Genomic DNA, 23,081 nt, shown 5'->3' on the forward strand with positions numbered 1-23,081 from the left:
TCTATTTGGCGGAGATGTATACGATGGAGACGGGGATTCCTTTTGGGGATCGGGAGAAGCAGGTGACTTTTTTGACGGAGGAGCTTGCTTATCTGGAACGGTATTTTAAGAAGTATGCGTTGCATTATCAGTATTTTATTTTGGGGGCGGATGATTTGGATCATTTGTTCTTTTTGCGGGGGAAACTGAGTACGAGTATTATTATTCCGAATGGCCGGATCTGGATCCGAGTTTTTCTACTGCTTTGGATTATTTGTTTGCGAAGTTTATAGCCTTTGATCGTTTGAAGGCTTGGTTGCTGGAGAAGATTTCGGTGCTTCGTGGGGGGGACTGCTTTGGATGTTCGGTCGCTGGGCACGGAGGTGGAGGAGTTGCGCTGGCGGAGTTGGGTTATGGTTTGTTTCATACGGGGCAGCTGAACGATGGTGCGGCTGGGGTGGGTTTGATTTTTCGTTGGCTGGAGGATAAGTTTAGGGTGAGTATCGGGATTCCTGCGAAGCGTTTTATGGAGCTACGCAGTCGTAAGCGTTTGAGCCGTACGCGTTTTTTAGATGAGATGATTTTGGCGATTTTAAAGAAGATGGATCAGGAGGATGGTTTGCCTGGACAGCATAAGGGGATCAAGGGGGAGGATTAGGAGAGAAGGGGAGTGTAGTTGTTTTCTGATTTGGATGGCAAATCCTTAATAGTTAAACAATGGCCAGCATTTATTGGCCATTGTTTAAGTGAAAAGAGAAATAGAGATTAAAGTAACTGCCACACTTAACCGGAAAAGACTAAACTCAAATGTAGAGACGTTCTATTCTAGCCCTTAGTAAAAGGATTTTGATACTTGAAATTTTAACACTTTGTATAAACTTATTTAAGTAATTGTAGTTAAATTGCCGTAGAAATTAAAAAAAAACAGGTATGGCAAGAATTTATGCGACACCCACAATGGGAGAGGCGACTTTCCTCATAGCTATAGTAACAGACAGAGGCGAGGCAGATATACTCGTTAACAGAGTTTCCTCCCGGGAGCTGGCTGTCGGTGATGCATTATGGTTCTTAACTCCCAACAAAGAGGATGGAACCTGTAGTGTGTTTTTTTGCTCTGTAGGCTTTGCGCAAATAAAAATATGTTTTGTATCTACCCGTGCTGAAGCGGGATGGACGGACAACCATCCTCATCGTCTAAGGGGTCGTCTCCACTAGATACTTTAGGATGGTAAGCGGATTTAGATCTCTTTTGGATACCAAAGGAGGTAAGACTTATTGGTGGTGTTGTTCTTGATTCATTTTTTTTAGATTGAATGGTACAACGTATAAATTAAACAGGTTAAAATTAGAAGTTTATGAATTTACCTAATGATCAGTCTCGGTGGGCTTATATGAGCAAGCTTAGTGATTTTCCCATTTCAGTAGCGCCAGTTGCTACTGCAGTTCCTGCATTTATTGGTTATACTCCGCAGGCTATGTATGAAGGGAAATCTTGTATGAATGTGCCGCAGAGAATTTCTTCCTTTTCAGATTTTGAGGCGTTATATTGTTTTCCGAATCCTGCAGCACCTGCCAGTCAGGTTAAACAATATAGTCCTGAATGTTACTTGGTACTGCGGAAAGAGATGCCTGTTGATCCTGATTACCTGATCATTAATGGTGACTATTATTCGGTACTCCCTGATCCTAACACTATTTATTACTTGTACAATAGCGTTAAGCTGTTTTATGACAATGGTGGAGGCGATGCGTATATTGTTTCTGTAGGAACTTATGGACTGCCATTGGGTCGCCCTATCATTTCCGGTACTCAGTTGGTTAATCCCAATGTAAAGTTAGCTGAGCTAATGGCAGGTTTACAGTTATTGCGCAATGAGCAGGAGCCAACGCTGTACATCTGCCCGGAAGCAACTTTGCTTTCTGTAGCAGAAAATGGCACATTGATGAAAAGCATGTTGTTGCAGTGTACAGAAACACAAACTGCGATGTGTCTGTTTGATGTAATTGGAGGTAGAAACCCGGATCCAGGTCTATACATGCAAGATATTTTAACGTTTAGAAACAATACTGGTGTTGTAGGTTTGGATTATGGGGCAGCCTATTACCCATTTATTGGCACTAGTATTATGCAGACGAACGATATCGATTATACCAATCTTTTTGGTGGGGATACCAAACAATTGGAACCACTCTTAAATCCTTATGGTAATCCAAATCCAGTAGCAGCTCAAATTTTAGCCAATATTGCCAGTCCTTCCGGAACTCCTTTAACTGTAACGCAATATCACAATGCTTTACTAAACGCAAGTGAAACCTATAAGGCGATTACCAATTTGGTTTTAGTTACTGCAAATATTCTTCCGCCTAGTGGTGCAATGGCTGGTATCATTACCATTACCGATAATCAGATTGGCTGTTGGCAAGCTCCTGCAAATGTAAGTATTGTTGGGGCAACGTCGCTTACGATTAGTTTATCTGAAAGCCAGCAAGCCAGTTTAAACATGGATGCCATTACAGGTAAGTCTATTAATGCCATTCGCTTTTTTAATGGTATCGGGATTTTGGTTTGGGGAGCCCGAACATTGGATGGAAATAGTCAGGATTGGAAATATATCCAGGTAAGAAGAACTTTGACTTTTTTGGAGCAATCCTGTAAACTCGCATGTCATCCTTACGTTTTTCAACCAAATGATAAGAATACATGGGAAGCTGTGAAGTCAATCATTGGAAGCTTTTTAACTTCTGTTTGGAAAGAAGGTGGCTTAATGGGCAGTACACCTTCAGATGCTTTTTCGGTAGATTGCGGCTTGGGTGTAACCATGACTGGTGATGATGTGCTTAATGGGATCATGACGGTTGTTGTAAAGGTCGCAGTAATCCGCCCTGCAGAGTTTATGGTAATCACATTCCAACAACAAATGGCTTCTCCAGGTTAATTAAATTAAAGCATTCTCTTTGTAAGGCACAGCAGTAGAAGTAAATACTGTTTTGGCTAATTATTGTTATGTTTGAAAAACTAAAGTTAACGCTCATGAGAAAATCAATATTCGCTTTATTTTTTGTGTTTGCCCTGGTATCGGCTGTACTGAGTTCCTGTAAAAAGGATACGGCCGCTGAGGGTCCAGATAAAGAAGAATTCAAAGGTAAACTGAAAACGGTATCGGGGGATAGTTATCTAACTACTTACCACTATAATAAAGAAGGGCTTGCACAAAACAAATTGTATACCGTCGACGGTAATGAGCTCACTAAGTTTTCTTATGCCTACCTGAATGGTAAATTCAATAAGGTGGAGGTATACACCATACAGAATTACAGTATCCCTCTAAGTTTGGCCTTCAGTCGTCAGTATCATTATACGGGCAATAATTTTACGGAGATGATTGGAACACCTGTTTCTACCGGTCCGAATGCACCGCATGTAGCCAATGGGAGGTACACTTATGATGCTTCTGGCAGGCTCCTGACTTATGAGTACTGGGATCCGAATGAAGATCCTATGTATGTATATGAATACCAGGTGAACCATTTAACTTTTGACAACAATGGAAATATCATTACGGTAGTGACGAAAACCTACGATAAGGATAGGAATTTATTGAGCACAGGAGAAACGAAATATGAGTACGATGACAAGCCTAATCCATATTATCAGCTTGGGGAGCCTGAAGATGTTCTGGTCTACTTCTCTCGGAACAATTGTGTAAAAATGACAATGTCTACCTCAACAGGAGATTATGTAGAACAGTACAACTATGAATATAATGCTGAAGGTAAGCCTGTAAAAAAGTATAAGACTACCATCTATAACGTAAATAAACTGGTTAATGAGTTTACGTATTACTAGTTTTTGCTGTACATTGATTGTTATTGAGGTAATCTGCTGTTAACTTGCTGTAGGTAGTCTTTGAAGTTTTCGTATCCATTATTGCCGGGATTTTCCAGATCAATCATGCATCCATTACCTGTATCAAATATTTGCCAGTTTTTGATTCTAGCCAGGATAATCAATTCATAAAGCCCAGCCTCGCCGTATAAGTTCAGCAGTTTGTTGCTGACCAGCTCATTATCCTTAAAATACTCAATAGCAAAATCTTCTCCCTTGATTTCTCGATGATTGTCGTCTTTGACTATGGTTTCGAAATGCGTTGCCAAGGCAGCACAGAAATCTGTTGATACGAGTTGAGACTCATCCAATTCTGCTATGGAGTCGATTTTCCGTGTGGAATTAAATAATATGATGTCCCAGCTCATTCAAATTTTCAATTTTTTAGCCATTTAATGTAGCCGATTAGCGAACTGAATTTAATCAAATTTGACCAATTCACCAATTTGCAGTGGTCGTTATGGATTTTTCAGGATTGGGGGTTTGAAATCAAACGTCTATTAATAGTAGCTTATTTTTCGGTGGTACTGCTGTTTACTGCTATTGGGGTGTGTTTTAGCCGAAATTTTGTGTTTATCAGTTGCAATGCCGTGACTTTGTATTATGCACATCTGGATCAGCACAGGGATTTGTTTCCGGGTTTCAATTCCTTTTATGAATTCCCGATGTCGGAGTATTTGCAGGTATTGGAGCATGGGAAGGTGAAGGAGCGGGATTTTGATGTGGCGAATTCTCTGTATGTACTGAATCCTTATTACAAGGGTGGAGATTTAATGGGCGCTACAGCTTCAGATGCTTTTTCGGTAGATTGTGACTTGGGTATAACCATGAATGCTGACGATCTGCTTAATGAAATAATGATGGTTCAAGTAAGGGTAGCGGTAATCCACCCTGCAGAGTTTATTATGTTCACCTTTCAACAACAAATGCAGCCACCACGTTAAATTATGACAACATTAAGTCAGTAAAATGCAGCTGGCCGAATTTTTATTTTGTTCAAAAGATGAGGTGTTAAGCTAACTGTATAATTAGTCGAATGGCATAATATACCGCACCAAAATTTTGATGCTGTTCATTTAGCCACAAGGAATATTAGCATTTGTTTAGTGTGCAAGATTACGCTATTTAAATTAAAATAAGAAAATGGACTGGCTTTTGCTAAGCTTTTAGTGCTTCATTAAAACTCAACCACTTTGACGGAACCTCAACATAAAAGGACAGGCAGGCTGTTCCGAATAATTAAGCTTTCTATTGCCCGACGCTTTGACCTGCACCTGGATAGGGCGGACGAAGATGATGTGGTGCTCTCTATTAAAAAGAATGCTGATTTTATTGGTGCCAATCTCTGGACATTGATCTTTGCCATTCTGATTGCTTCCATTGGACTCAATGTCAATTCTACAGCGGTTGTAATTGGTGCAATGTTAATTTCCCCCCTAATGGGGCCGATTATGGGGATTGGCTTAGGGGTGGGTACGAATGATTTTGAGCTGGTGAAAAAGGGGCTTCGCAATTTGCTGATTGCCTCCATAATTAGTATTGCAGTTTCTGCGGTCTATTTTTGGGTAACGCCTTTGCATGATGCACAAAGTGAATTGCTGGCCAGGACCACTCCTTCTATCTGGGATGTATTTATTGCCTTTTTTGGCGGACTTGCAGGAATTGTGGCCGGGACCAGAAAGGAAAAGAGTAATGTGATCCCCGGAGTGGCCATTGCTACGGCATTGATGCCGCCTTTATGCACGGCAGGCTTCGGTTTAGCTTCGGGAAATTTGTATTATTTTTTGGGGGCTATTTACCTGTACTTCATCAATAGTGTTTTTATCTGTATCAGTACGTTTCTGATTGTTCGTTACCTGCGATTTGCCAAGAAACATTTTGAAGACCGGGAAACCGAGAAAAAAGTCAGCCGCTACATCATGATCATCGTTTCTATTGCCGTATTGCCAAGTATTTATCTGGCTTATGGCATAGTGGATAAGAGTATTTTTGAGAACAATGCTCAGCGCTTTATTAGCGAGCAGTTCCAATTTAAGAATACCCAGGTGGTGAATAGGTCGCTAAAGTATAGTAGCTCAAAGGGAAATGAAATTGACTTGCTGCTGATTGGTTATGAACTTTCACCAAGCAAAATAGATACGATCCGCAGGAAATTGGGTGACTATAAATTGAAGAATACAGCGTTAAAGATTCGACAGGGGCTGAATGCGAAGCAGGAGATTGATTTCTCACAGATTAAAGCCAGTATTCTGGAAGATGTGTTTAAAAAAGATTCCTCTGCTAAAGTGGTTAGCCCACAGGTTGCGTCTTCAGAAAAACCATTGCCCGACATTCGGTCGGAGCTTAAAGTGTTGTATCCCGGGATGCGGAATTACACCGCAACAAACGTGGTGACCCAGCAGTTGGATAAGTCCGTAAGCGATACCCTGACAATGGTAGTGGCGGATTTTTCTAAGCCACTTAATCCTGCCGAAAGACTAAAATTGTCTGCCTGGCTCAAACGCCGGCTGGGGGCGGATTCGCTTAGACTCTTGCTGCCGTAATCCCGCCCGCCTTGGCGTGATGCTTATTTTTGTATTTTGAAACAATTCATCAGGATCATTACCTGAGGCTATTTGAACTATTAGGGTTCTAGCTATAAGCAATTGATGATCTTTTTTCTAATCGGGGATACCCCTTGTCTCAGCCTAAAGGAGCTGTTAATGACCATCGCTGATTTCCATTTTTGGAGGTCCTGTTTTTTCTATTATGAAAGATTCAAACTTCTTCAATGTCAATAATTTTCTTGATCATCCTTTCTGGGAATGATTTTACTACATATGGACAAAATGCAGGTGGCTCATCTGGATATTTTCGAGGCTTTTGAAAAGCAGAGAATTGAATTCGCCTATCCCACACAAACGGTTTTGGTCAATGCACAAGCTGCGCCTTCACTTTAGCGCTAAGGTGTACTGGCAGTTTAGATCAGGATGATTTGGATACTTTTTTCAACACAAGGGTTCCCAAAATGCCCGCTATTAAAGAAGCAATCAAAATCCCGTATTTTGCCTGATTCATAAAATCAGGATTTTTAAAAGCCAGTCCGCTGATGAATAGAGACATGGTGAAACCAATTCCTGCAAGCAGCGCTACCCCAATCAGGTGTTTCCAGGTCGCCCCTTCCGGCAGCGCAGCCCAGCCAAGTTTGATCATGATCCAGCAGAATACTAAAATACCTGCGAATTTTCCAATGAGCAGGCCGCCTGCTACGCCGATAGAAACCGGATTGACGATAGAACTAAAAAAATCGGCTCCAATGACGATGCCGGCATTGGATAGGGCAAACAGGGGCATGATCCCGAACGCAACCCAAGGGTGCAGGCTATGTTCTATGGTCTGCAGGGGTGTTTCTGCAGCCATGCTTAAGGTCCTTACCTCTTGAATAGTTTTGTTTTGTTTGTCGGTGATTAAATCGCCTTTTTCGGGAATATCGGTCTCAAAATCATAAGATAGCTTACGCAGGTTGTTGGAATAAATCTGCTCATTGATCTTGGTGACAGCAGGAATGGTAAAGGCAACAAGTACTCCTGCGATGGTTGCGTGAACGCCGGACAATAAAAAGCCTACCCAGACGCCGAAGCCAATGATCAGGTAAAAAGTGCTGTTGCGAATCCCCATCAGGTTGCCGATAATCAGTATGGCAAGAAAACAACCCGCGATAATCAATGGATGGTAGTGGATTTGCTCGGTATAAAAAAAGGCGATGACCAGTACCGCACCGAGATCGTCAGCTACCGCCAATGCCGAAAGAAAGACTTTTACCGAGGTAGGAATATGCTTGCTGGCCATAGAAAGTAAGGCCAGAGCGAATGCAATGTCTGTTGCCATCGGAATTCCCCAGCCATGATCCGCCTCGGTGCCCTTGTTGAGGGTATAATAAATCAGCGCAGGAACGATCATCCCGCCGAGGGCGGCTGACATGGGTAATGCTGCTTTGCTCAGCGAGGAAAGTTCTCCCTCCATAAATTCTCTTTTGAGTTCCAACCCGATCACGAAGAAGAATACAGCCATCAGGCCGTCATTGATCCAAATGTGCAGGGGATGACTCAGGATGAAATCATCAAATCCAATAGAAAAATTGATGTGCCAGAGGTGCTCATAGAAATCATGGTAGGCAGAATTTGCCCAAATAATGGCGATGATCACACTAATGAGCAGGACAATGCCACTGGTGTATTCCAGGTGAATGAAACGGCTTACAGGGGCAATAATTTTATCTATAGGTGACTTTTGTATCATATTATTGGGTGTCTTTAATCGCGTTACCGGGTAAACTAAGTTCAATGATTACCATTCCTCTGTGTTTTCAATACCTAATGCTTTAGCGTCAAACACAGGGTCTTTCCCTGCTTTGCGTTGCTCCTGATAATCTTGGAAAGCCTTTAGTGCCGGCTTTCGCAGGAGTAGGATAGCAATGACATTCAACCAGGCCATTATACCTACACCAATATCACCCAATGTCCAGGCGGCTTCGGCTGTTTTGATTGACCCGTAAAACGTAGCGAAAAGTAGGAGTATACGCAATGTCCATAGTGCCCATTTATTGCCCTTTTTGTCCAAGTAACTGAGGTTGGTTTCAGCGATGTAGTAATAGGCCATAATCGTGGTGAAAGCGAAGAATAGTAAGGATACTGCCACAAAGCCTGCACCCAGCGTGGGGAAGTGCGAGTTTACCGCATATTGGGTGTATTCGGCACCGATCTTTGCGCCCGGCAGGTTTTCTACGAGAAAGCCACCTTCGGGATTGATTACGTTGTATTGCCCTGTGAACAAGATCATAAAAGCAGTTGCGGTACATACAAATAAAGTATCCACATATACGGAGAATGCTTGTACAAGTCCTTGTTTTACCGGATGACTCACTTCGGCCGCGGCAGCTGCGTGTGGTGCTGTCCCCTGACCGGCTTCGTTGGAATAAATGCCACGTTTTACACCCCAGGCTACGGCCATGCCAAATACCCCGGCAAAAGCGGGCTCCAGTTTAAAGGCTGATTTGATGATCAGCAGGAGTACCGACGGGATCTGATGGGCGTGCATGACCATGATGATGATGGCCATCAAGATGTAGGCACCCGCCATAAAAGGGACAACGATTTCCGCTACTTTTCCAATCCGCTTTACGCCACCAAAAATGATTAATCCAAGCAAGATGGCAACCGCTGCACCGGTATAAGCGACGGGGATCTGGAAAGCGTTGTGCATGCTTAGTGCAATGCTATTGCTTTGTACACCAGGTAAAAAAAGTGCGGTGCTCAGTATAGTAGCTATGGCAAATGTAATGGCGTACCATTTCATCCCCAATCCTTTTTCGATATAAAAGGCTGGTCCCCCACGGTACTGACCATTGTTGGTCTGCTTATAGATTTGTCCTAATGTGGCTTCGATAAAGGCAGAGGCACTGCCCAAAAAGGCAATGAGCCACATCCAGAATACGGCTCCGGGACCTCCCATGGCAATTGCAGTGGCAACGCCCGCGATATTTCCTGTACCGATCCGGCCTGAAATGGCGATGGCAAAGGCTTGAAATGAGCTGACGCCCTTGGCTGAGCTCTCTCCCTGAAACAACAGGGCAATCATTTCCTTAATATAGCGAAGCTGTACGAAGCGCGTGATGACTGAAAAATAGATGCCAGCACCCATGCAGAGTAAAATTAGTGCGTTGCTCCAGACTAGGTCGTTTATTTTGCCAATGATTTCTTCCATATGGGTTAAAATAACACAATTTTTTTAAAAGCGTACTTATGTTTTGTTCATTTTCAGCGTCAATTTGAATCGACTGTTTTGGTGGCAATGTCTTTTTCACTCCGGTTTTGTTTCAGATCATTGGTGTTTTCTGAAGGCGGGTAAGAACCACGTTTCCTGAAAGAGGTGAGCACATATGGAATAATCCCCAGTGTGCTTATTCTGAACTTACTTGTTGTAAGTCGGAAATCTCCCTATATTTAACAGATTTTTGTTTGGTGTATTTTACTGTAACAGGATAGCGCTATGAAGGAACCTGTTTACATAACCTTTGCCAATAAGCTGGCTGAAATGATTGATGGCGGGATTTTCAAACCGGGGGATAACTGCCTTCAATAAGAAGCCCGCACCAAAAGAATGGATTGAGTATTGGAACCATATTGCAAACCTTTAATTAGTTTACTATTCTGATTGATTAGCCATTGAGAGGCCCTATGGATTATCCTAACTATTTCACCGATGATCTGGATCATTTCTATTTGTCATTATGTAGGAAACTTAAGATTGGCACTAAACATTGATCAATTCTTCAAGGATTTTGAAAAATCGTTAATTGCTCTACATTTAAATCGCCTTTATGGTGACTTGTAATATTGTGCCTTTACTTCAGGTATTAAGGCAGATAATTTTTTTATCCGGTTTTCATCCGATGGATGTGTTGATAAAAATTCTGGTGTTTTTGTTTTTTGAACCGCGCTCATGCGTTGCCAAAACGGAACTGCTTCTTCGGGATTATAACCGGCCATGCTCATAAAGATTAATCCAAGTTTATCTGCCTCACTTTCTTGCTTGCGATTATTGGGCAAGGACACGGTCAAATGACTTCCGATCATGTATAGGCCCAAAAATAAGGCTTGTGTTTCATGCTTTTTTTCCTTTAGCGCTTCCTGTATGGCCATACCGCCCAAACTCACCAGTACGCTTTCGCTCATTCTTTCGTTGCCATGTCTGGCAATTGCATGTGCAATCTCATGCCCCATTACCACCGCTAAACCTGTTTCTGATTGAGCTACCGGCAATAAGCCTGTATAGACTACGACTTTACCACCGGGCATGCACCAGGCATTCACGATGTTTTCATCAACGGTGTTAAAAGCCCATTGCATTTTTTTTACCTCTTTTGGCATGTTATTGGCATTCAGGTAGGTTTCTACAGCGAGTTGTATTTTAAGACCAACTTTGGTGACCAGCTTGGCTAATTCATCATCCTTCGACAGCGTTTTACTTTGTTTGATCACCTGGTCATACTGCGTAAAGGCCATCTCCCTGATCAGTACATCGGGTACCAAGTTTATTTGCTTTCGACCAGTGATGGGGACTGTTCTACAGGAAGGGTTAAAAAGCAATACTGCCAATACATAGGGTATACATTTTAATGTTTTCATCAGTTTGATTTTAGACGATTGCACTTAAGAGTTGTTGTATTTTACTGCCAAATAGGGGTAAAGGTTTTTCTTCTCCGCTAATAGCAGCTATTAACCCCAGTATCCATAATATAAATAAGCCTATGCCCAAAATTCCCAATAGAATAGATAATGCCCAGCCTATGTAGGGAATAAATATAAAAATGAATTGAAGTGCATATATGCCTATCCCTAGTACCATTAAGAATGCTGACTGACGTAAGTGAAAGGTACCTAAACTGGTCTTGTTGTTTCCATGCATTACAAATGCAATTACCCAACCTATTACGGTAAGATAACTGATCAATGCTATGGTTTTTCCGTCATAGGACTGGTTATTAAGGTTTTGATTTGATTGCTGAGTTCCCATGATGTACTTTAGTTTTAAACCTGATTAGTTTACTTTTAGGTCTACCGTGGAGGCAATAGAGCCTTCGCCTTTTTTATCGGCAATGGATACCACCACTTTATAGGACTGACCTTTCTTTAAGGGGTCACCAATAACTACTGACCCTGACAGCACGGATGCGTCTTTCTCGCTATAGCCTGTCTCAGATTTTAACAGATCATCGTAATGGAGCACAACATTGTTCGCATTATCCATCACAATAATACCCAAGCTTGGAAATACCTTGCCATCAGTTGCCTTAAACCCATCAATGCCTTCAAAAACTACTGCTATTTTTTTTCCTATCTCCACCTGGTTGCTTGCCATCCTTGCCCCATCGGCAGTTAAATAGCTATCCGTAAGCTTAAGTCCGCTGTTTACCGTTTTTAATCCGGTAGGGCTTATTTTTACGCCTTTGGCAAAACCAACACTAAAGTCCTTTTCGGTGGAATTGCTGTTGCCGCATGAGGTAAGTGTAACCGATGCTGCTAAAACAGATGCTAAAAGTAACATGTTCTTTTTCATATGATGTAATTTTATACTGATCGAAGTTAAAGTGTATTTTAAGCTAAAACCATCATCTAAAAAGATGATATTTTAAAGGGGGGGCGAATTCTACCCGGCGGTATGGCTTTGTCCTGGGGGAACTGTTTGACGAAAGTGGCATTGTTTCTCGTTCCCCATTTGTTTAAAATTCAGGTTCCCAGCTGTCTTAATATATCGACAATCTCTTTTAGCACACCAGATGATTCACAGCGCAAAAACCTTCTCACCAAAATCCAGTCAGGTAATATTGTTTCTTTGGTAAAAAGTGGCCATATCATTGGAAATGATCTAATGATTGTATCTAAAACTAAAAACTACTAATTTTACATGTTTGCCTTTTTTTGCACTAAAATTGGCTGTTCAGATAACCTTAACACCTAAATCAACCCTGATTTTGTAGCCTTACCGATTAGCATGGCCGGGTTTTTTACTTCAAATTTTTCTAACAGGCTTTTGCGGTCTGTATTTACCGTTGGAATGCTGATAAAGAGTTTTTCCGCTGTTTTCGCATTGGTCAGCCCTTGGGTGATTAACAACAGTACTTCTTTTTCCATTCGGGTAATCAGGAGCTGATTGGTTTAGGTTTTCTCAAAGAACTTAAGACTTCGAAACTATAATATGTTTTGCCTTTGAGCACACTGTTTATTGCCTCTATTAGTTCTTCTTTTGTGGCATTTTTAATGCATAACCAGAAGCGCCGTTATCTATCATATTTTTGATGATAGCCTGCTGGTTAAAGGCGCTAAGCCCCAACACCGCAATAGAAGGGTATAATTGTTTGACTTTTTCACATAAATCTATTCCGCTTTTGTCCGGCAGGTTTACATCCATTGAGATCACATCGGGCTGTTGCAATCTTAAAGAACTCAGGCAGGATTCTGCATTGGTGGCACGGCCCGTCAAGTGTTTTTTGGTTCTGTAGCAAAGAACGAATACCCTCTATCACCATGTAGTGGTCGTCTACTACAAAGACGCCTGTTTTCATTGCATGCCCTTAAATTGTAATTTCTATCATAACGGAAGTCCCTTTCCCGGGTGAAGACTGAATGTCAATGCTACCTTTTAAAAACTCAACGCGGTTTCGGATATTCAGCCAGCCCATTCCATTAGATTGTTTGAGTAACTTAGTATCAAAGCCATTTCCATCATCCTCCACGGTAACCGCTAATAGTTTCTCCTGTTCGGAGTGATGCAATTGTACCAGTACATTTTTGGCATTTGCATGTTTAATAGCATTGTTCAGCAGCTCCTGTATAATTCGATAGATAGTAACTGCTGTTGTTTGGCGTATGGCTGCCTTTTGCATCCCCACCGACTGGTAGTTTACGTGCAGCACCCCGCTACGATCAATTTCTGTACAAAATTCTTTTAATGCCGTATCTAATCCATATTTTACTAAAATTTCAGGCATCATATTATGTGCTACACGGCGCATTTCTTTAATGGAACTATCCAACATATCTATACTGCGTTCAAAAGCGTGTACATTGTCGGGCGTCATTATTAAATTCTCTTTCATATTATTTAGTGAAAATTTTATGCCACTTAGCATCCCACCAAGCCCATCGTGCAGATCTTTGGCCAGTCGGGTGCGTTCCTGTTCTTCACCTTTCAGTACGGCTTCAGTGGCAGTAAGTTGTTTTTCTGTTTCTAATTCATCGATCTTTGCCTGTTGCAATTTTTGCCGGTGCTTATAGTTACGATAGCTGAGTATAGAAATGGCAAGAAAAGCAATGGTTCCAACGATTAAAAAGTAATTAAGAATATTTTTTTGACGTATTTCTGCTGTTTGTAACTTTATTTGGCTTTCTTTTTTTTCTGTTTCAAATTTTACTTCTTCATTGGCGTGTTTTTGAGCCATCGATTCAGTAAAAATATCTTCTCTAATTTTTGTAGCTTCTCTTTGATATTCAGACGCTAAAGCATAATCATGCTCCGCATACAGCACATTAGAGAGGCTTTGTAATAGTGTTCCTCTTGCTTCTTTATAATCATTGTCCTGGCTGATATCCAGCGCCTTAAAAAGTAATTCTTTGGCTTTAGCGTATTGATTTGTTTTAAAATAATAGACAGAAAGATTTTGATAGCAAGACATAATATTGAAGTTGTCGGCTATTTTAGTAGCTGTTGCCAATCCTTTTTCTGCGTAATACTTGACCTGGTCCAATTTGTTTTGCCTATCCATAATTTCTACCATCCCTTCACAGCTCATGGCAACAAAACTTGGAAAGTTGTATTTATCGCAGAGCGATAAGCTTTCTTTATAGGCTTCAATTGCTTTTATATCCTGTCCCAGTGCATCGTAGGCATTGCCCAGATTTAGTAAAGTAGAAGTCAGCTGTTGATAATTTTTAATTTTTCTATCGAGGTATTCTGCTTTTTTTCCAAATTCAATAGCTTTTTTATAGTCTTTTATCATTAGATAGTTTGCGGCCATACTTGCATTCAAAGTGGCCCTTGTTCTGGATGAAGTGTCTAACCGTTCTATAATACGTACTCCTTTCAGGCTATATTCAACCCCTGTTTCATAATCCGATTTGAAATTGTAGCGTTCTCCCAATGTAAAGTAGGCAATACCCATGGTTAGGGAATCCTTAGTTTCGGTGGCAATTTTGAGGATTTGTTTGCCATACCATATAGCCGAATCGTGCTGTGTCAATGTTGCATATATGTACATCATTCTTTTATTGTACTTTAGCTTGCCAGCGGTATAGTTAAGTCTATTGCTCAATCGCCCACCTTCTTTAGCATAGGCCATGGCCTTTTTCATATCATGGTCTTCATATTCCAAGGTAAGGGCAAAAAGTAATTTTGCCTTACTGGTATCTTCTTTCGACCTATTCAATAATCTTTTAAGACTGTCAATTTTTTGAAGATCTTGACCATAGCTATTTAGAAAACACAATAGTATCAATAGGCTTGTTAATAGTTTTTTCATCAGAACATAATTTGTCTTTAACAGTAATGAAGCTATCATGGTATATTGACCTCTGATTGCGAGCGTTTGCTCGTTATGGTTTCATACCGTAATTTACATTTTTCTACAATGCAAATTAAATGTTGTCGAATCACATTTTCTATCCTCTTTTTTAATGATTTTTTATGCCTACACGGTAAAATTCATCTTTTTTAATGATAGCAATCAGTTCCCTATCAAGCTACTTTTACCATATAAAATCAAAAAATCATGAAAACAATTTTCTTTCTCCTTATCACTTTTGCGTTTACGAACCTCTTTGCGCAAGCCAATGATATTTATGGTAAATTTACCAAAAGCGATGGAAGCTCCATTAAGGGGAGCGCTACCTACAAGGGATATGAAAAACAACTGATTGTCACTTCTTATACAGGTGGCTCTGATAATACCGCCACCATTGAAATTGAAGTGCCTACTGAAACCTACATCGTAGATTTTAGAAACCTGATGACGGCACCTTCCAATACAACATCGCTAAAACGGGCCTCAACGAATGCCGTAAAAGTTACAGATAACTTAAGCACCCAAAAAATCGACCTTAATAAAGCTGCATTGGTGGTTCTAACCACAGCACAGCCTGTTATTGCACAAACAGAAATAACGATAACCACAAGAAATCCGCAAACAATGTCAAAACCAGCCCGTAAAATAATTTTGCAGGATGTAAAAGTGTTAAACTGTACCGATGATGCGGCAACCGGAAAAAGCAAAATTAAACTAAAAGCCAGCCGCATTGGTTGGGTTTATTACAGTTACGATTTAAAAGGTAACCAAACCACCAGCCAATCGGGCTGGGATACCATTGCCGCACGGACTTGGGATAATTTTTAATACATCACCAAACTCGAAAACCTGTTCAGCCAACAGGAAACTGGTCAGATGTTAATAATTTGAAATGGTAGTTAAAACACTTTTAATGTTGCATTAAAACAAAAGGTATGAAAAGAACTGTTTTCATTATAATGCTTTCTGTGCTCTCCGTCTTTGCTTATGCCCAAAAGCAAACTTTCGATGTGGTTTCTTTTACTTACCCCAAAGGCTGGCAACAACAAAAAAATGAAGCAGGTATCCAGCTTTCCATTACCGATAAAAAAACAGGTGTTTATGGAATTGTGGTTATCACCAAGGCAAGGGCATCTTCTGCATCAGCTAATAAAAATTTTAATACCGATTGGGATAAATTGGTAAAAGGAGCAGTAACTGTTGCTACAGCGCCGAGCATTTCGGATATGAATATAGAAACAGGCTGGAGTTGCATTACCGGACAGGGGAATGCACAAGATTGCCAGTCGGCAAAAAACCTTGAAACTCTATCTGGAAAACAAATAGATGCTGCCCATTGCGAATGGCCACAACAAAAAGCGCATTGGTTGGATGCGTTAGGTACAGTCACTAATAAGGCCATGGCCAATACGATCCTCACAAAAATAGAAACGCTCGAAAAACAAAGCCGTAGTAACTATAACCTTACAGGTTGCGTACTCAAAACCACTTTCTCGGGCAATACGGCTGCTACAATAGCAGGTAAATATCCATTGGCAAGCTACGATCTTAATATGGGCTGTTATGAATATATCTGTATCAAGAACAAAATCATGGTCAATAGTGAATATGAGAATGTATTTCGTGCCTACGTTAATCGTTATACAGGAATAGAGAATGCCTTTTCTTTTCCCGATGAGGCTTACTATTATGAAACACCCAAGAAATACAATGGGCAGTTTATTTCGCTGCATGATTTTATCAAAATGGATGCTTCAAAAAACATCAATAATGGAAAAGGCTTTTATCAGGATATTCCCGAAGCCACTGTAAAAGAGGGCAGCCGGAGTGTATATATGACCCGCCATTGGTATTTTACAAAACCAGGTGCTTTATTGTTTGTGCCCGTTACCCGTAAAGAATACCTCGAAGCTTTGTTAGTATATTACGAAAGGGAAAACCTTTTAATAGCCGATAAAATAAAGGAGATTGAAAGCGAAAGCTCTGGGATGATGAAAGATCCTAAAAAGTACCCCCAGTTGTATGAAAATGGAAAAAAAAACTTAGTGATCAAAAAGGCCAAATATCCTGATTGGCAACAAAAAATAGAGGCAAAAAAGGCCATTGTACAAAAAGCATTGAAAGAAAATACAGTAGCCTGGCCGGCCCAGCCTGCCGTTGTAAAACCCAAAGCAGAAACTGTTTCCTGGAAAAGGACTTATGGTTCGGGTTCCAACGATGAGGTATGGGTGGAGACTTACAATGCCGATACTAAAGAAGATGCCCAAAAAACCGGATCGTTCACTTTTAGTGGCTTTTGGGATAACAAAGATGGTGCAACACTCTATCGGTATAATCCCGAGTATTTTAAGGGAGCAGAAAAAAATCCTGTAAAACCGTATATGATAGAATTGACCTATAGGTACGTAAAAACCCCGCTTGGAAAAAAATTGGTAGAAAATTTTACCGAAAACTTCGACTTCGATACGGTAAGAGGTATTTTATAAAAATCATCTTTTTTAACGATTGACACCCTTTGCTGCTCAAATTACTTTTATACTATAAAATTTAACCATGAAAAAACTATTCATTTTATTGCTATTCATTGCAGGTGCAATGGTAGTAAATGCACAAATCCGTAGTCGTAACCAAGACCAGAGTGTTTTTACAAAACCAATAAAGACACTAAATGTAGCTTCAACAAGCAAACATGATGAACTTTTAAAACGGCTTACTTCGGTAATGCAGCCTGTTGTTGATAAACTTAAGAAATTGATGGAAGCTAATCCAGAAACCTATAAAGCTTATCAGGAAGCTATTCATAGTGTGAGTAAGCTAAAGTCTACAAGCGAAAAGGAAGATAAGATCGCTATGATTTCGAAGACCTATTATTCCTTTGTCAAAAGGATTTGGACTGCTGCCGAAATAGATGAACCTTATTATCAGGAAAAAATTCGGGAAGTGTTTCCCGATGAGGTAAAGAAAAAAATCAAGTTTGGTGAGTTCCTTACCTTTCAATATGAAGTAAATAAACCTGTAGCACCTTATACGCCAGTACAGACTGAAAACCCCACAACTCCACCGATAATCAATAAACCAGACGATCCCAATCCTTTTATTTGTGTAAATGACAACACTACTGCCAAGGCCATTTTTGATGAACAGAAAGCAGGTGTAGGAGTTTCCAGTAGCATGTATTATGCCTCCAGTACAGGTTCATTGGCAAATACAATTGTATGTTTAGCAAATACTTTAGGTCCCTGGGGTAGCCATACCCAAGCTGGGATAACGGTTGACAACTTTAACATACCTGGCAGGTATCCCTTGGATAGCCGAAGCCTAAAAGTAACCAAAGATTATCATTGGAAAGCTTCAGCATATACGGTTTCCATATTGGGCTGTGCGATCACTTATTATTACCAAACACCCGTATTTGCTTCGGCACTTAAGGATTGGCAAACTGAAATCTGCATTTGTGCGCCCGCTACTTTTGTTTTGGTTTCCAATAAAAATGTAGATAAACAATTTTCTAGTCAGGCGCCTAAGCAAAGCGGAAATATAACTGCATTCGGACTTGGGTCTGCGATAATTGCTGGTTCATCGGGTTTGGCTTACGCTGGTGGAGATGTAAGGGTGCAAAGTAAAAAATGGCAAATTTGTGAAACACCATAAATATGTAAAATTGATGTATACACGTGTGGCTGTTTGTACCTGTGCTGATTCGGAATGGAAATCGATCGGGAACTGAGTTTTGTCTGGTGGATCTTTTTTACAGGCCTAACGGTATACTCCAATTCAGAAGAGATGACTAATCGTGAGTTGGGTGAAAAGTTGGGTGAAACTCAACATTTGATTGTTGAGGCATGCGTGAAAATAGTAAAATTAGCCAAACAGAATCCACAAAGACATTAGGGACTTCTGATACATCTGTTCAAAATAACACCAAGTATCTTCAGGAAAATGGTTTTATCTTTCGGGTGGGGTCAGCGAAAGGTAGTCACTGGAAGGTCTTATAATATGAATAAAAGTCGTTAGGCGATTTCATTTAGAAGTGGTAAAGGGATAGCGTTTTATAACATCTTCGTAAGCCGTCAATTTTAATTTTGCCATCTTTAAAGGTAAATGACTTAGCACTCTCTCTTAAGAAATTAGCTTTTCCATATTCATCAAAATTAATGAGGTAAGGTACTTGTACCGTTTGCCCGTTGGAGAGCTGGGCGGGTTTTCTGCCGATGATATAATAATTTGCCAAATCAATTTGCGTTTCATCTTTTGCTTCAACATCATCTTTCTTACAAGAAGCAAACAGAGCGACGCAAAGTATCATCCCATATTTTAGGGTGTTTTTTAGGATTTTCATCTGTATATGGTTTTTAAGTTTAGTAATTGTCGGGTGTTTACTTAAGAGAAAATGCTAGTTTGCATTCCACAATATCCATAGCTTTTGCCTACTATGATAATCTGTAGCCTTATATCCATTATTGGCTATAATGCCAGCTATACCGCCCACCTGAAAAGTAACTTCGGGTTGGTAATTGGCATTATAAAATACCATAGTTATGGGGCAGTCTTTACAATTTGGCAGTTTAGGGTTCAATTTATGCTCAAAACTATAGAATATCTGATCACGCATTTTTACCTGTACAATTTGTTTTACACCAGCCTTGTTAAGCGAGTCGTTTTTAGCCATCACTTTAGCAATCTGGTTGGGTAAGTCTTCTCTTTTAACTCCGTACCTCACCCTTTGGGCGTCTGACTTACCAAATTCTGCTAAAGTATAGCCATCTGCTACAAAAGCACTCGGCCCACTGCTCATCATAAAATATGCTACAGTGTTGCCATTTTCATCGTAAAAGGTTGTACCGCGTTCGCAGTGAATGCATTGCGATTTGCTAGTTACCGAAAACTCATAAACCGTTCGCCCGCCGTTAGGCTTCAACATTCTTTCGAAATTTACAGTTGTTAAATCAGTTTTTCTGTTCAGGTTTTGAATATGAGCAGGTAATTGTTGTGCCACACCAGCTAACCACAATAGGGCTGATGTTAGCGTTAAAGGTAGTGCCGTTTTCATTTGTTTATTCTTCTATGGTCTATCTACTAGTTTAATTTTTTAAAGCGTTTGTGAGGAACAAAGTACTCCGTATTGCGACTTTGCAGGTTTTCGTTACCCCATATTTGAGACACCGATGCAAAAATTCTCCTACCGGTTGCCTTTGGGTCGTAAAGTACTTCTACTACGCGACTTTGCCATATACCATTGGCGTCTGCTTTAGCGGTAAACTCCTGCGTTTCGTGCAATGGTGTGCTCACTCTTAAAATGGGCTTTCCATCGGTCCTTTTAGGCATGATGTAAATTGGCGAAATCGTAACATTAGCCGTAGTATTTGGCTCAGCCTTGCCTAACAGTACAAATGGGCCATTTATTGCAGAACCACCAGAAGGCGATGTAATAGAAGGAGTTAATTTACGAGATGTTGCGGATTTTGGCTTTTTACCCAATTGGGCATCGGCATTTAAACTGCAAATAATTAGCAGACAAACTACTATACTAGTCTTAAATAAGTTCATGATATTCGTTTTCATAATGATGTTTTTTAAAAGAATTTCCGATTTGCTTAACCAAACTTATGTGCTCAACCCATAGTATTTCAGGCTGATGATTGAAACAGGTTATATAATGAGTGAATTCATCTTTAGCATTAGGGAAGAAGAAGAGTTATTCACACGGGAATTTTTATATTTGGAAACCTGAGTTATCTTGTTGATAATCAACAAAGAAAACAGAGATGAACGAACCGGGCATATACAAGTCTATAAAAACAACAGATGTCTTTTAAACAAAAATTATCGAGCTATATATTAATACTTATCTTTTTCCTGACTAATTTTGATACAGTTTTAGCACAGACTAAAAAAATTGATTCCCTGCTCAGATGTGCTGCATCCCATACAAAACAAGATGATGTAAGAGCGAAAATTCTGTTTGACCTGACAACGCAGACGCTACCACACAATCCAAAATCTGCCTTAAAGTATCCAGAAGAAATTTTATCTTTCGAAAACAAGGTTAAAGATAAAAACATTGTTTCTGCTACCCATCGGATCAAGGGGGTTATTCATGTTCATTTAGCCATGTATCCAGAAGCATTGACTTCTTTAAACAAAGCACTCAGCCTATCTATCCAATTAAAAAATGATTTACAAATCGGAGCGGCCTTATCTAATATCGGTACCGTCTATCTGGTACAGTCTAAATTTCCAGAGGCCTTAAAATATTTACTAGATGCGCTAAAATCGTTTGAAAAAAACAAAAATGAGCAACAAGCGGCAAATGATTTAGGCACAATTGGAATAGTATACACCGAAATGGGAGATTTTACAGAAGCAATGAAATATTATCAAAAATCACTTGCATTACACCAGAAACTAAAAAATTATGTTGGTCAATCGAGTGTCTTAGCAAACATCGGCATCATACAATTTAAAACCAAAAACATTTCCGAAGCCATAAATTATAGCCAGAAGTCCCTTAAAATTGCTGATTCTATAGCTGATTTACGCGCAACTGCGAGAGACAACGGAAATCTCTCGGCATATTACAACGAACTAAAAAACCATGATTTAGCTTTAACATATGGATTGAAAGCTATGGAAATTAACACCAAGACCAATAACAAAAGGAGCTTGGGTATTAACATGCAAAACGTATCTGCAGCCTATCTAGGCAAGGTTAACTATCAAGAAGCTAAATCATACGGACTTAAAGCACTACAAACAGGCAATGAACTAAATATTACAGAGCTTAAACGGGATGCCAGTTTAGGCCTGAGTGAACTTTATGATGCGATGAAGATGCCCGATAGTGCCCTGATCTACCATAAACAATACACCAAATTTGCAGATACCATTAGTAACGACAAAAAGAAAAATGAAATTACCAGAATGGGTATCCAGTTTGATTTTGATAAGAAGGAATTATCCTATAAGCAGAAGGAATTATTGACAGGAGCACAACTCAAACAACAGCAGTTACAATTGGCTTTAAATCACGTCGAATTGCAAAAGGGCCTACAGTTTAGAGATTTACAAACCGTACAGTTACAAAATGAAAAGCTCCAATCTGAAGAAAAAGAAAAACAGCTCATCATCGCCAGAAATAAGGAGAAGTTACAGGCCAGTAAAGTAAGTGCACTTTCACAGCAACAAAAATTAAACAAGTTAGAATTAAAGCAATTGTGGTTGTATTGGATTTTAGCACTGGTTGTTTTAATGTCCGTATTGGTTTACCTGTTAAACCTTTACAGGATTAGACGATTGAAATATAAAAACGAACTTCAGCATCATCAACACCAACTTTCTGAGAGCGAGTTAAAGGCCATCAGAGCGCAAATGAATCCACATTTCATATTCAATGTGCTCAATTCCATTGAAGCCTATGTAATGGATAATGAGAAAAGGAAGGCCTCTCGCCTTATTCAAAAATTTGCCGCATTGAGCAGACTGATCCTGGAAAATTCAACAAGAAGTTTAGTAAGCGGAGACAAAGAATGGAAAGCTTTAATGTTATATACGGAGCTGGAAGCCATGCGTTATGATGACACTTTTACTTATTCATTTACGGTAGCTGATAATATTCAGTTAAAAACCTTATACCTGCCACCCATGTTGATCCAGCCATTAATTGAAAATGCCATTTTACACGGACTGATTATAGAGCCAAAAGCAGACGCTCATCTGGCTGTGACAATTCAAAGAAAGGAAGATGAAATTCGTATTACAGTGGAAGATAATGGCGTAGGAATTGGGAAACCTGCAAATAAAAATCTAATGGGCGGTGTTAAGGAAATGTCGATGGGCCTGGCTTCTATCCAGGAAAGGATTGATATGATCAACAAACAGCAGATTGGTAAAAAGGCTAGTTTTACCATCGAGCCTGGTGCAAATCAGAACGGAACCATTGCCATTATATGTTTTCCTTTTTTTGAGAGAGTCTAGCCCCAATAACAAAGACCAAGAAATTATATAAATATTGACATCAGGATGGATAAACTACCTAAAGTATAAAAATAAGTTCAAAGCTAACGCTAATCTTCCGTAATTATAAACGCCTTTAGCAGTTATACTTTACACATTATGACC

At 40.0% G+C, this 23,081-nt stretch carries 21 protein-coding genes and 1 pseudogene; 10 read left to right on the plus strand and 12 right to left on the minus strand.

Going from position 1 to position 23,081, the window contains the following annotated elements; all coding sequences use genetic code 11:
• The first annotated feature begins 14 nt into the window (after positions 1-14).
• The 4 genes and pseudogenes from HQN83_RS01700 to HQN83_RS01710 all read left to right on the plus strand — a co-directional run bounded on the left by HQN83_RS01700 (position 15) and on the right by HQN83_RS01710 (position 3,826).
• A pseudogene (locus tag HQN83_RS01700) lies at positions 15-637 on the plus strand (RteC domain-containing protein).
• Positions 638-909: 272 nt separating this feature from the next.
• Entirely contained in the window at positions 910-1,194 is a 285-nt protein-coding gene (locus HQN83_RS25480; protein WP_394353485.1) for a DUF6150 family protein, read from the plus strand.
• A 140-nt stretch (positions 1,195-1,334) separates the two neighbouring features.
• A complete protein-coding gene (locus HQN83_RS01705; RefSeq protein WP_173087968.1) occupies positions 1,335-2,915 on the plus strand; it encodes a phage tail sheath family protein in 1,581 nt (526 codons plus the stop codon).
• A gap of 95 nt (positions 2,916-3,010) precedes the next feature.
• A complete protein-coding gene (locus tag HQN83_RS01710) occupies positions 3,011-3,826 on the plus strand; it encodes a hypothetical protein (RefSeq protein ID WP_173087970.1) in 816 nt (271 codons plus the stop codon).
• 20 nt (positions 3,827-3,846) lie between these two features.
• Here the strand turns inward: HQN83_RS01710 and HQN83_RS01715 are convergent, their stop codons facing one another.
• Positions 3,847-4,233 carry a hypothetical protein gene (locus HQN83_RS01715; RefSeq protein WP_173087972.1) on the minus strand — a complete coding sequence of 129 codons (387 nt, stop codon included), beginning with the start codon at positions 4,231-4,233 and terminating at the stop codon, positions 3,847-3,849.
• Between the two features lie 78 nt (positions 4,234-4,311).
• Between HQN83_RS01715 and HQN83_RS25415 the strand changes: the two genes are divergently transcribed.
• Both HQN83_RS25415 and HQN83_RS01725 read left to right on the plus strand, forming a co-directional pair.
• Positions 4,312-4,809, plus strand: coding sequence for a TraG/VirB4 family ATPase (locus tag HQN83_RS25415; protein ID WP_317172482.1), 498 nt, complete (start codon positions 4,312-4,314; stop codon positions 4,807-4,809).
• A gap of 249 nt (positions 4,810-5,058) precedes the next feature.
• Positions 5,059-6,408 (plus strand): TIGR00341 family protein, encoded by a 1,350-nt coding sequence (locus HQN83_RS01725; protein ID WP_246254167.1) that lies wholly within the window; start codon positions 5,059-5,061, stop codon positions 6,406-6,408.
• 421 nt (positions 6,409-6,829) lie between these two features.
• Here the strand turns inward: HQN83_RS01725 and nhaA are convergent, their stop codons facing one another.
• The 8 genes from nhaA to HQN83_RS01760 all read right to left on the minus strand — a co-directional run bounded on the left by nhaA (position 6,830) and on the right by HQN83_RS01760 (position 14,921).
• Positions 6,830-8,143, minus strand: a complete 1,314-nt coding sequence (nhaA, locus tag HQN83_RS01730) for a Na+/H+ antiporter NhaA (RefSeq protein WP_173087974.1) — start codon at positions 8,141-8,143, stop codon at positions 6,830-6,832.
• Between the two features lie 48 nt (positions 8,144-8,191).
• Positions 8,192-9,607 (minus strand): alanine/glycine:cation symporter family protein, encoded by a 1,416-nt coding sequence (locus HQN83_RS01735; protein ID WP_173087976.1) that lies wholly within the window; start codon positions 9,605-9,607, stop codon positions 8,192-8,194.
• A gap of 614 nt (positions 9,608-10,221) precedes the next feature.
• On the minus strand, positions 10,222-11,031 hold the full coding sequence (locus HQN83_RS01740) for a M48 family metallopeptidase (protein ID WP_173087978.1): 810 nt from the start codon (positions 11,029-11,031) through the stop codon (positions 10,222-10,224).
• 10 nt (positions 11,032-11,041) lie between these two features.
• Positions 11,042-11,419 carry a hypothetical protein gene (locus HQN83_RS01745; protein WP_173087980.1) on the minus strand — a complete coding sequence of 126 codons (378 nt, stop codon included), beginning with the start codon at positions 11,417-11,419 and terminating at the stop codon, positions 11,042-11,044.
• Positions 11,420-11,443: 24 nt separating this feature from the next.
• Positions 11,444-11,962 carry a hypothetical protein gene (locus HQN83_RS01750; RefSeq protein WP_173087982.1) on the minus strand — a complete coding sequence of 173 codons (519 nt, stop codon included), beginning with the start codon at positions 11,960-11,962 and terminating at the stop codon, positions 11,444-11,446.
• A gap of 398 nt (positions 11,963-12,360) precedes the next feature.
• Positions 12,361-12,537: a response regulator transcription factor gene (locus HQN83_RS25200; RefSeq protein WP_217277288.1), complete on the minus strand. Its 177-nt coding sequence runs from the start codon at positions 12,535-12,537 to the stop codon at positions 12,361-12,363.
• Positions 12,538-12,637: 100 nt separating this feature from the next.
• The gene (locus tag HQN83_RS25205) at positions 12,638-12,886 is read right to left on the minus strand and encodes a response regulator (protein ID WP_217277289.1); all 249 of its coding nucleotides are present in this window, start codon (positions 12,884-12,886) and stop codon (positions 12,638-12,640) included.
• Between the two features lie 91 nt (positions 12,887-12,977).
• Entirely contained in the window at positions 12,978-14,921 is a 1,944-nt protein-coding gene (locus HQN83_RS01760) for an ATP-binding protein (RefSeq protein WP_173087984.1), read from the minus strand.
• A 249-nt stretch (positions 14,922-15,170) separates the two neighbouring features.
• Between HQN83_RS01760 and HQN83_RS01765 the strand changes: the two genes are divergently transcribed.
• From HQN83_RS01765 to HQN83_RS01775, 3 genes are all read left to right on the plus strand, one after another.
• Complete coding sequence (locus HQN83_RS01765) at positions 15,171-15,791, plus strand: hypothetical protein (RefSeq protein ID WP_173087986.1); 621 nt, start codon at positions 15,171-15,173, stop codon at positions 15,789-15,791.
• A 107-nt stretch (positions 15,792-15,898) separates the two neighbouring features.
• The gene (locus HQN83_RS01770; protein ID WP_173087988.1) at positions 15,899-17,449 is read left to right on the plus strand and encodes a hypothetical protein; all 1,551 of its coding nucleotides are present in this window, start codon (positions 15,899-15,901) and stop codon (positions 17,447-17,449) included.
• A gap of 67 nt (positions 17,450-17,516) precedes the next feature.
• Positions 17,517-18,614, plus strand: coding sequence for a hypothetical protein (locus HQN83_RS01775; RefSeq protein WP_173087990.1), 1,098 nt, complete (start codon positions 17,517-17,519; stop codon positions 18,612-18,614).
• A gap of 373 nt (positions 18,615-18,987) precedes the next feature.
• Here HQN83_RS01775 and HQN83_RS01780 read toward each other — a convergent pair whose 3' ends face one another.
• The 3 genes from HQN83_RS01780 to HQN83_RS01790 are packed head-to-tail and all read right to left on the minus strand — an operon-like array spanning position 18,988 to position 20,525.
• Positions 18,988-19,302, minus strand: a complete 315-nt coding sequence (locus HQN83_RS01780) for a hypothetical protein (RefSeq protein WP_173087992.1) — start codon at positions 19,300-19,302, stop codon at positions 18,988-18,990.
• Between the two features lie 54 nt (positions 19,303-19,356).
• Entirely contained in the window at positions 19,357-20,013 is a 657-nt protein-coding gene (locus HQN83_RS01785; RefSeq protein ID WP_173087994.1) for a hypothetical protein, read from the minus strand.
• A 26-nt stretch (positions 20,014-20,039) separates the two neighbouring features.
• Complete coding sequence (locus HQN83_RS01790) at positions 20,040-20,525, minus strand: hypothetical protein (RefSeq protein WP_173087996.1); 486 nt, start codon at positions 20,523-20,525, stop codon at positions 20,040-20,042.
• Between the two features lie 243 nt (positions 20,526-20,768).
• On the opposite strand from HQN83_RS01790, the gene HQN83_RS01795 reads away from it, so the two are divergent.
• Complete coding sequence (locus HQN83_RS01795) at positions 20,769-22,937, plus strand: tetratricopeptide repeat-containing sensor histidine kinase (RefSeq protein ID WP_173087998.1); 2,169 nt, start codon at positions 20,769-20,771, stop codon at positions 22,935-22,937.
• Positions 22,938-23,081 lie beyond the last annotated feature (144 nt).

It is taken from the genome of Pedobacter foliorum (genome assembly GCF_013266735.1).
In the GTDB taxonomy this organism is placed as follows: Bacteria; Bacteroidota; Bacteroidia; order Sphingobacteriales; family Sphingobacteriaceae; genus Pedobacter; species Pedobacter foliorum.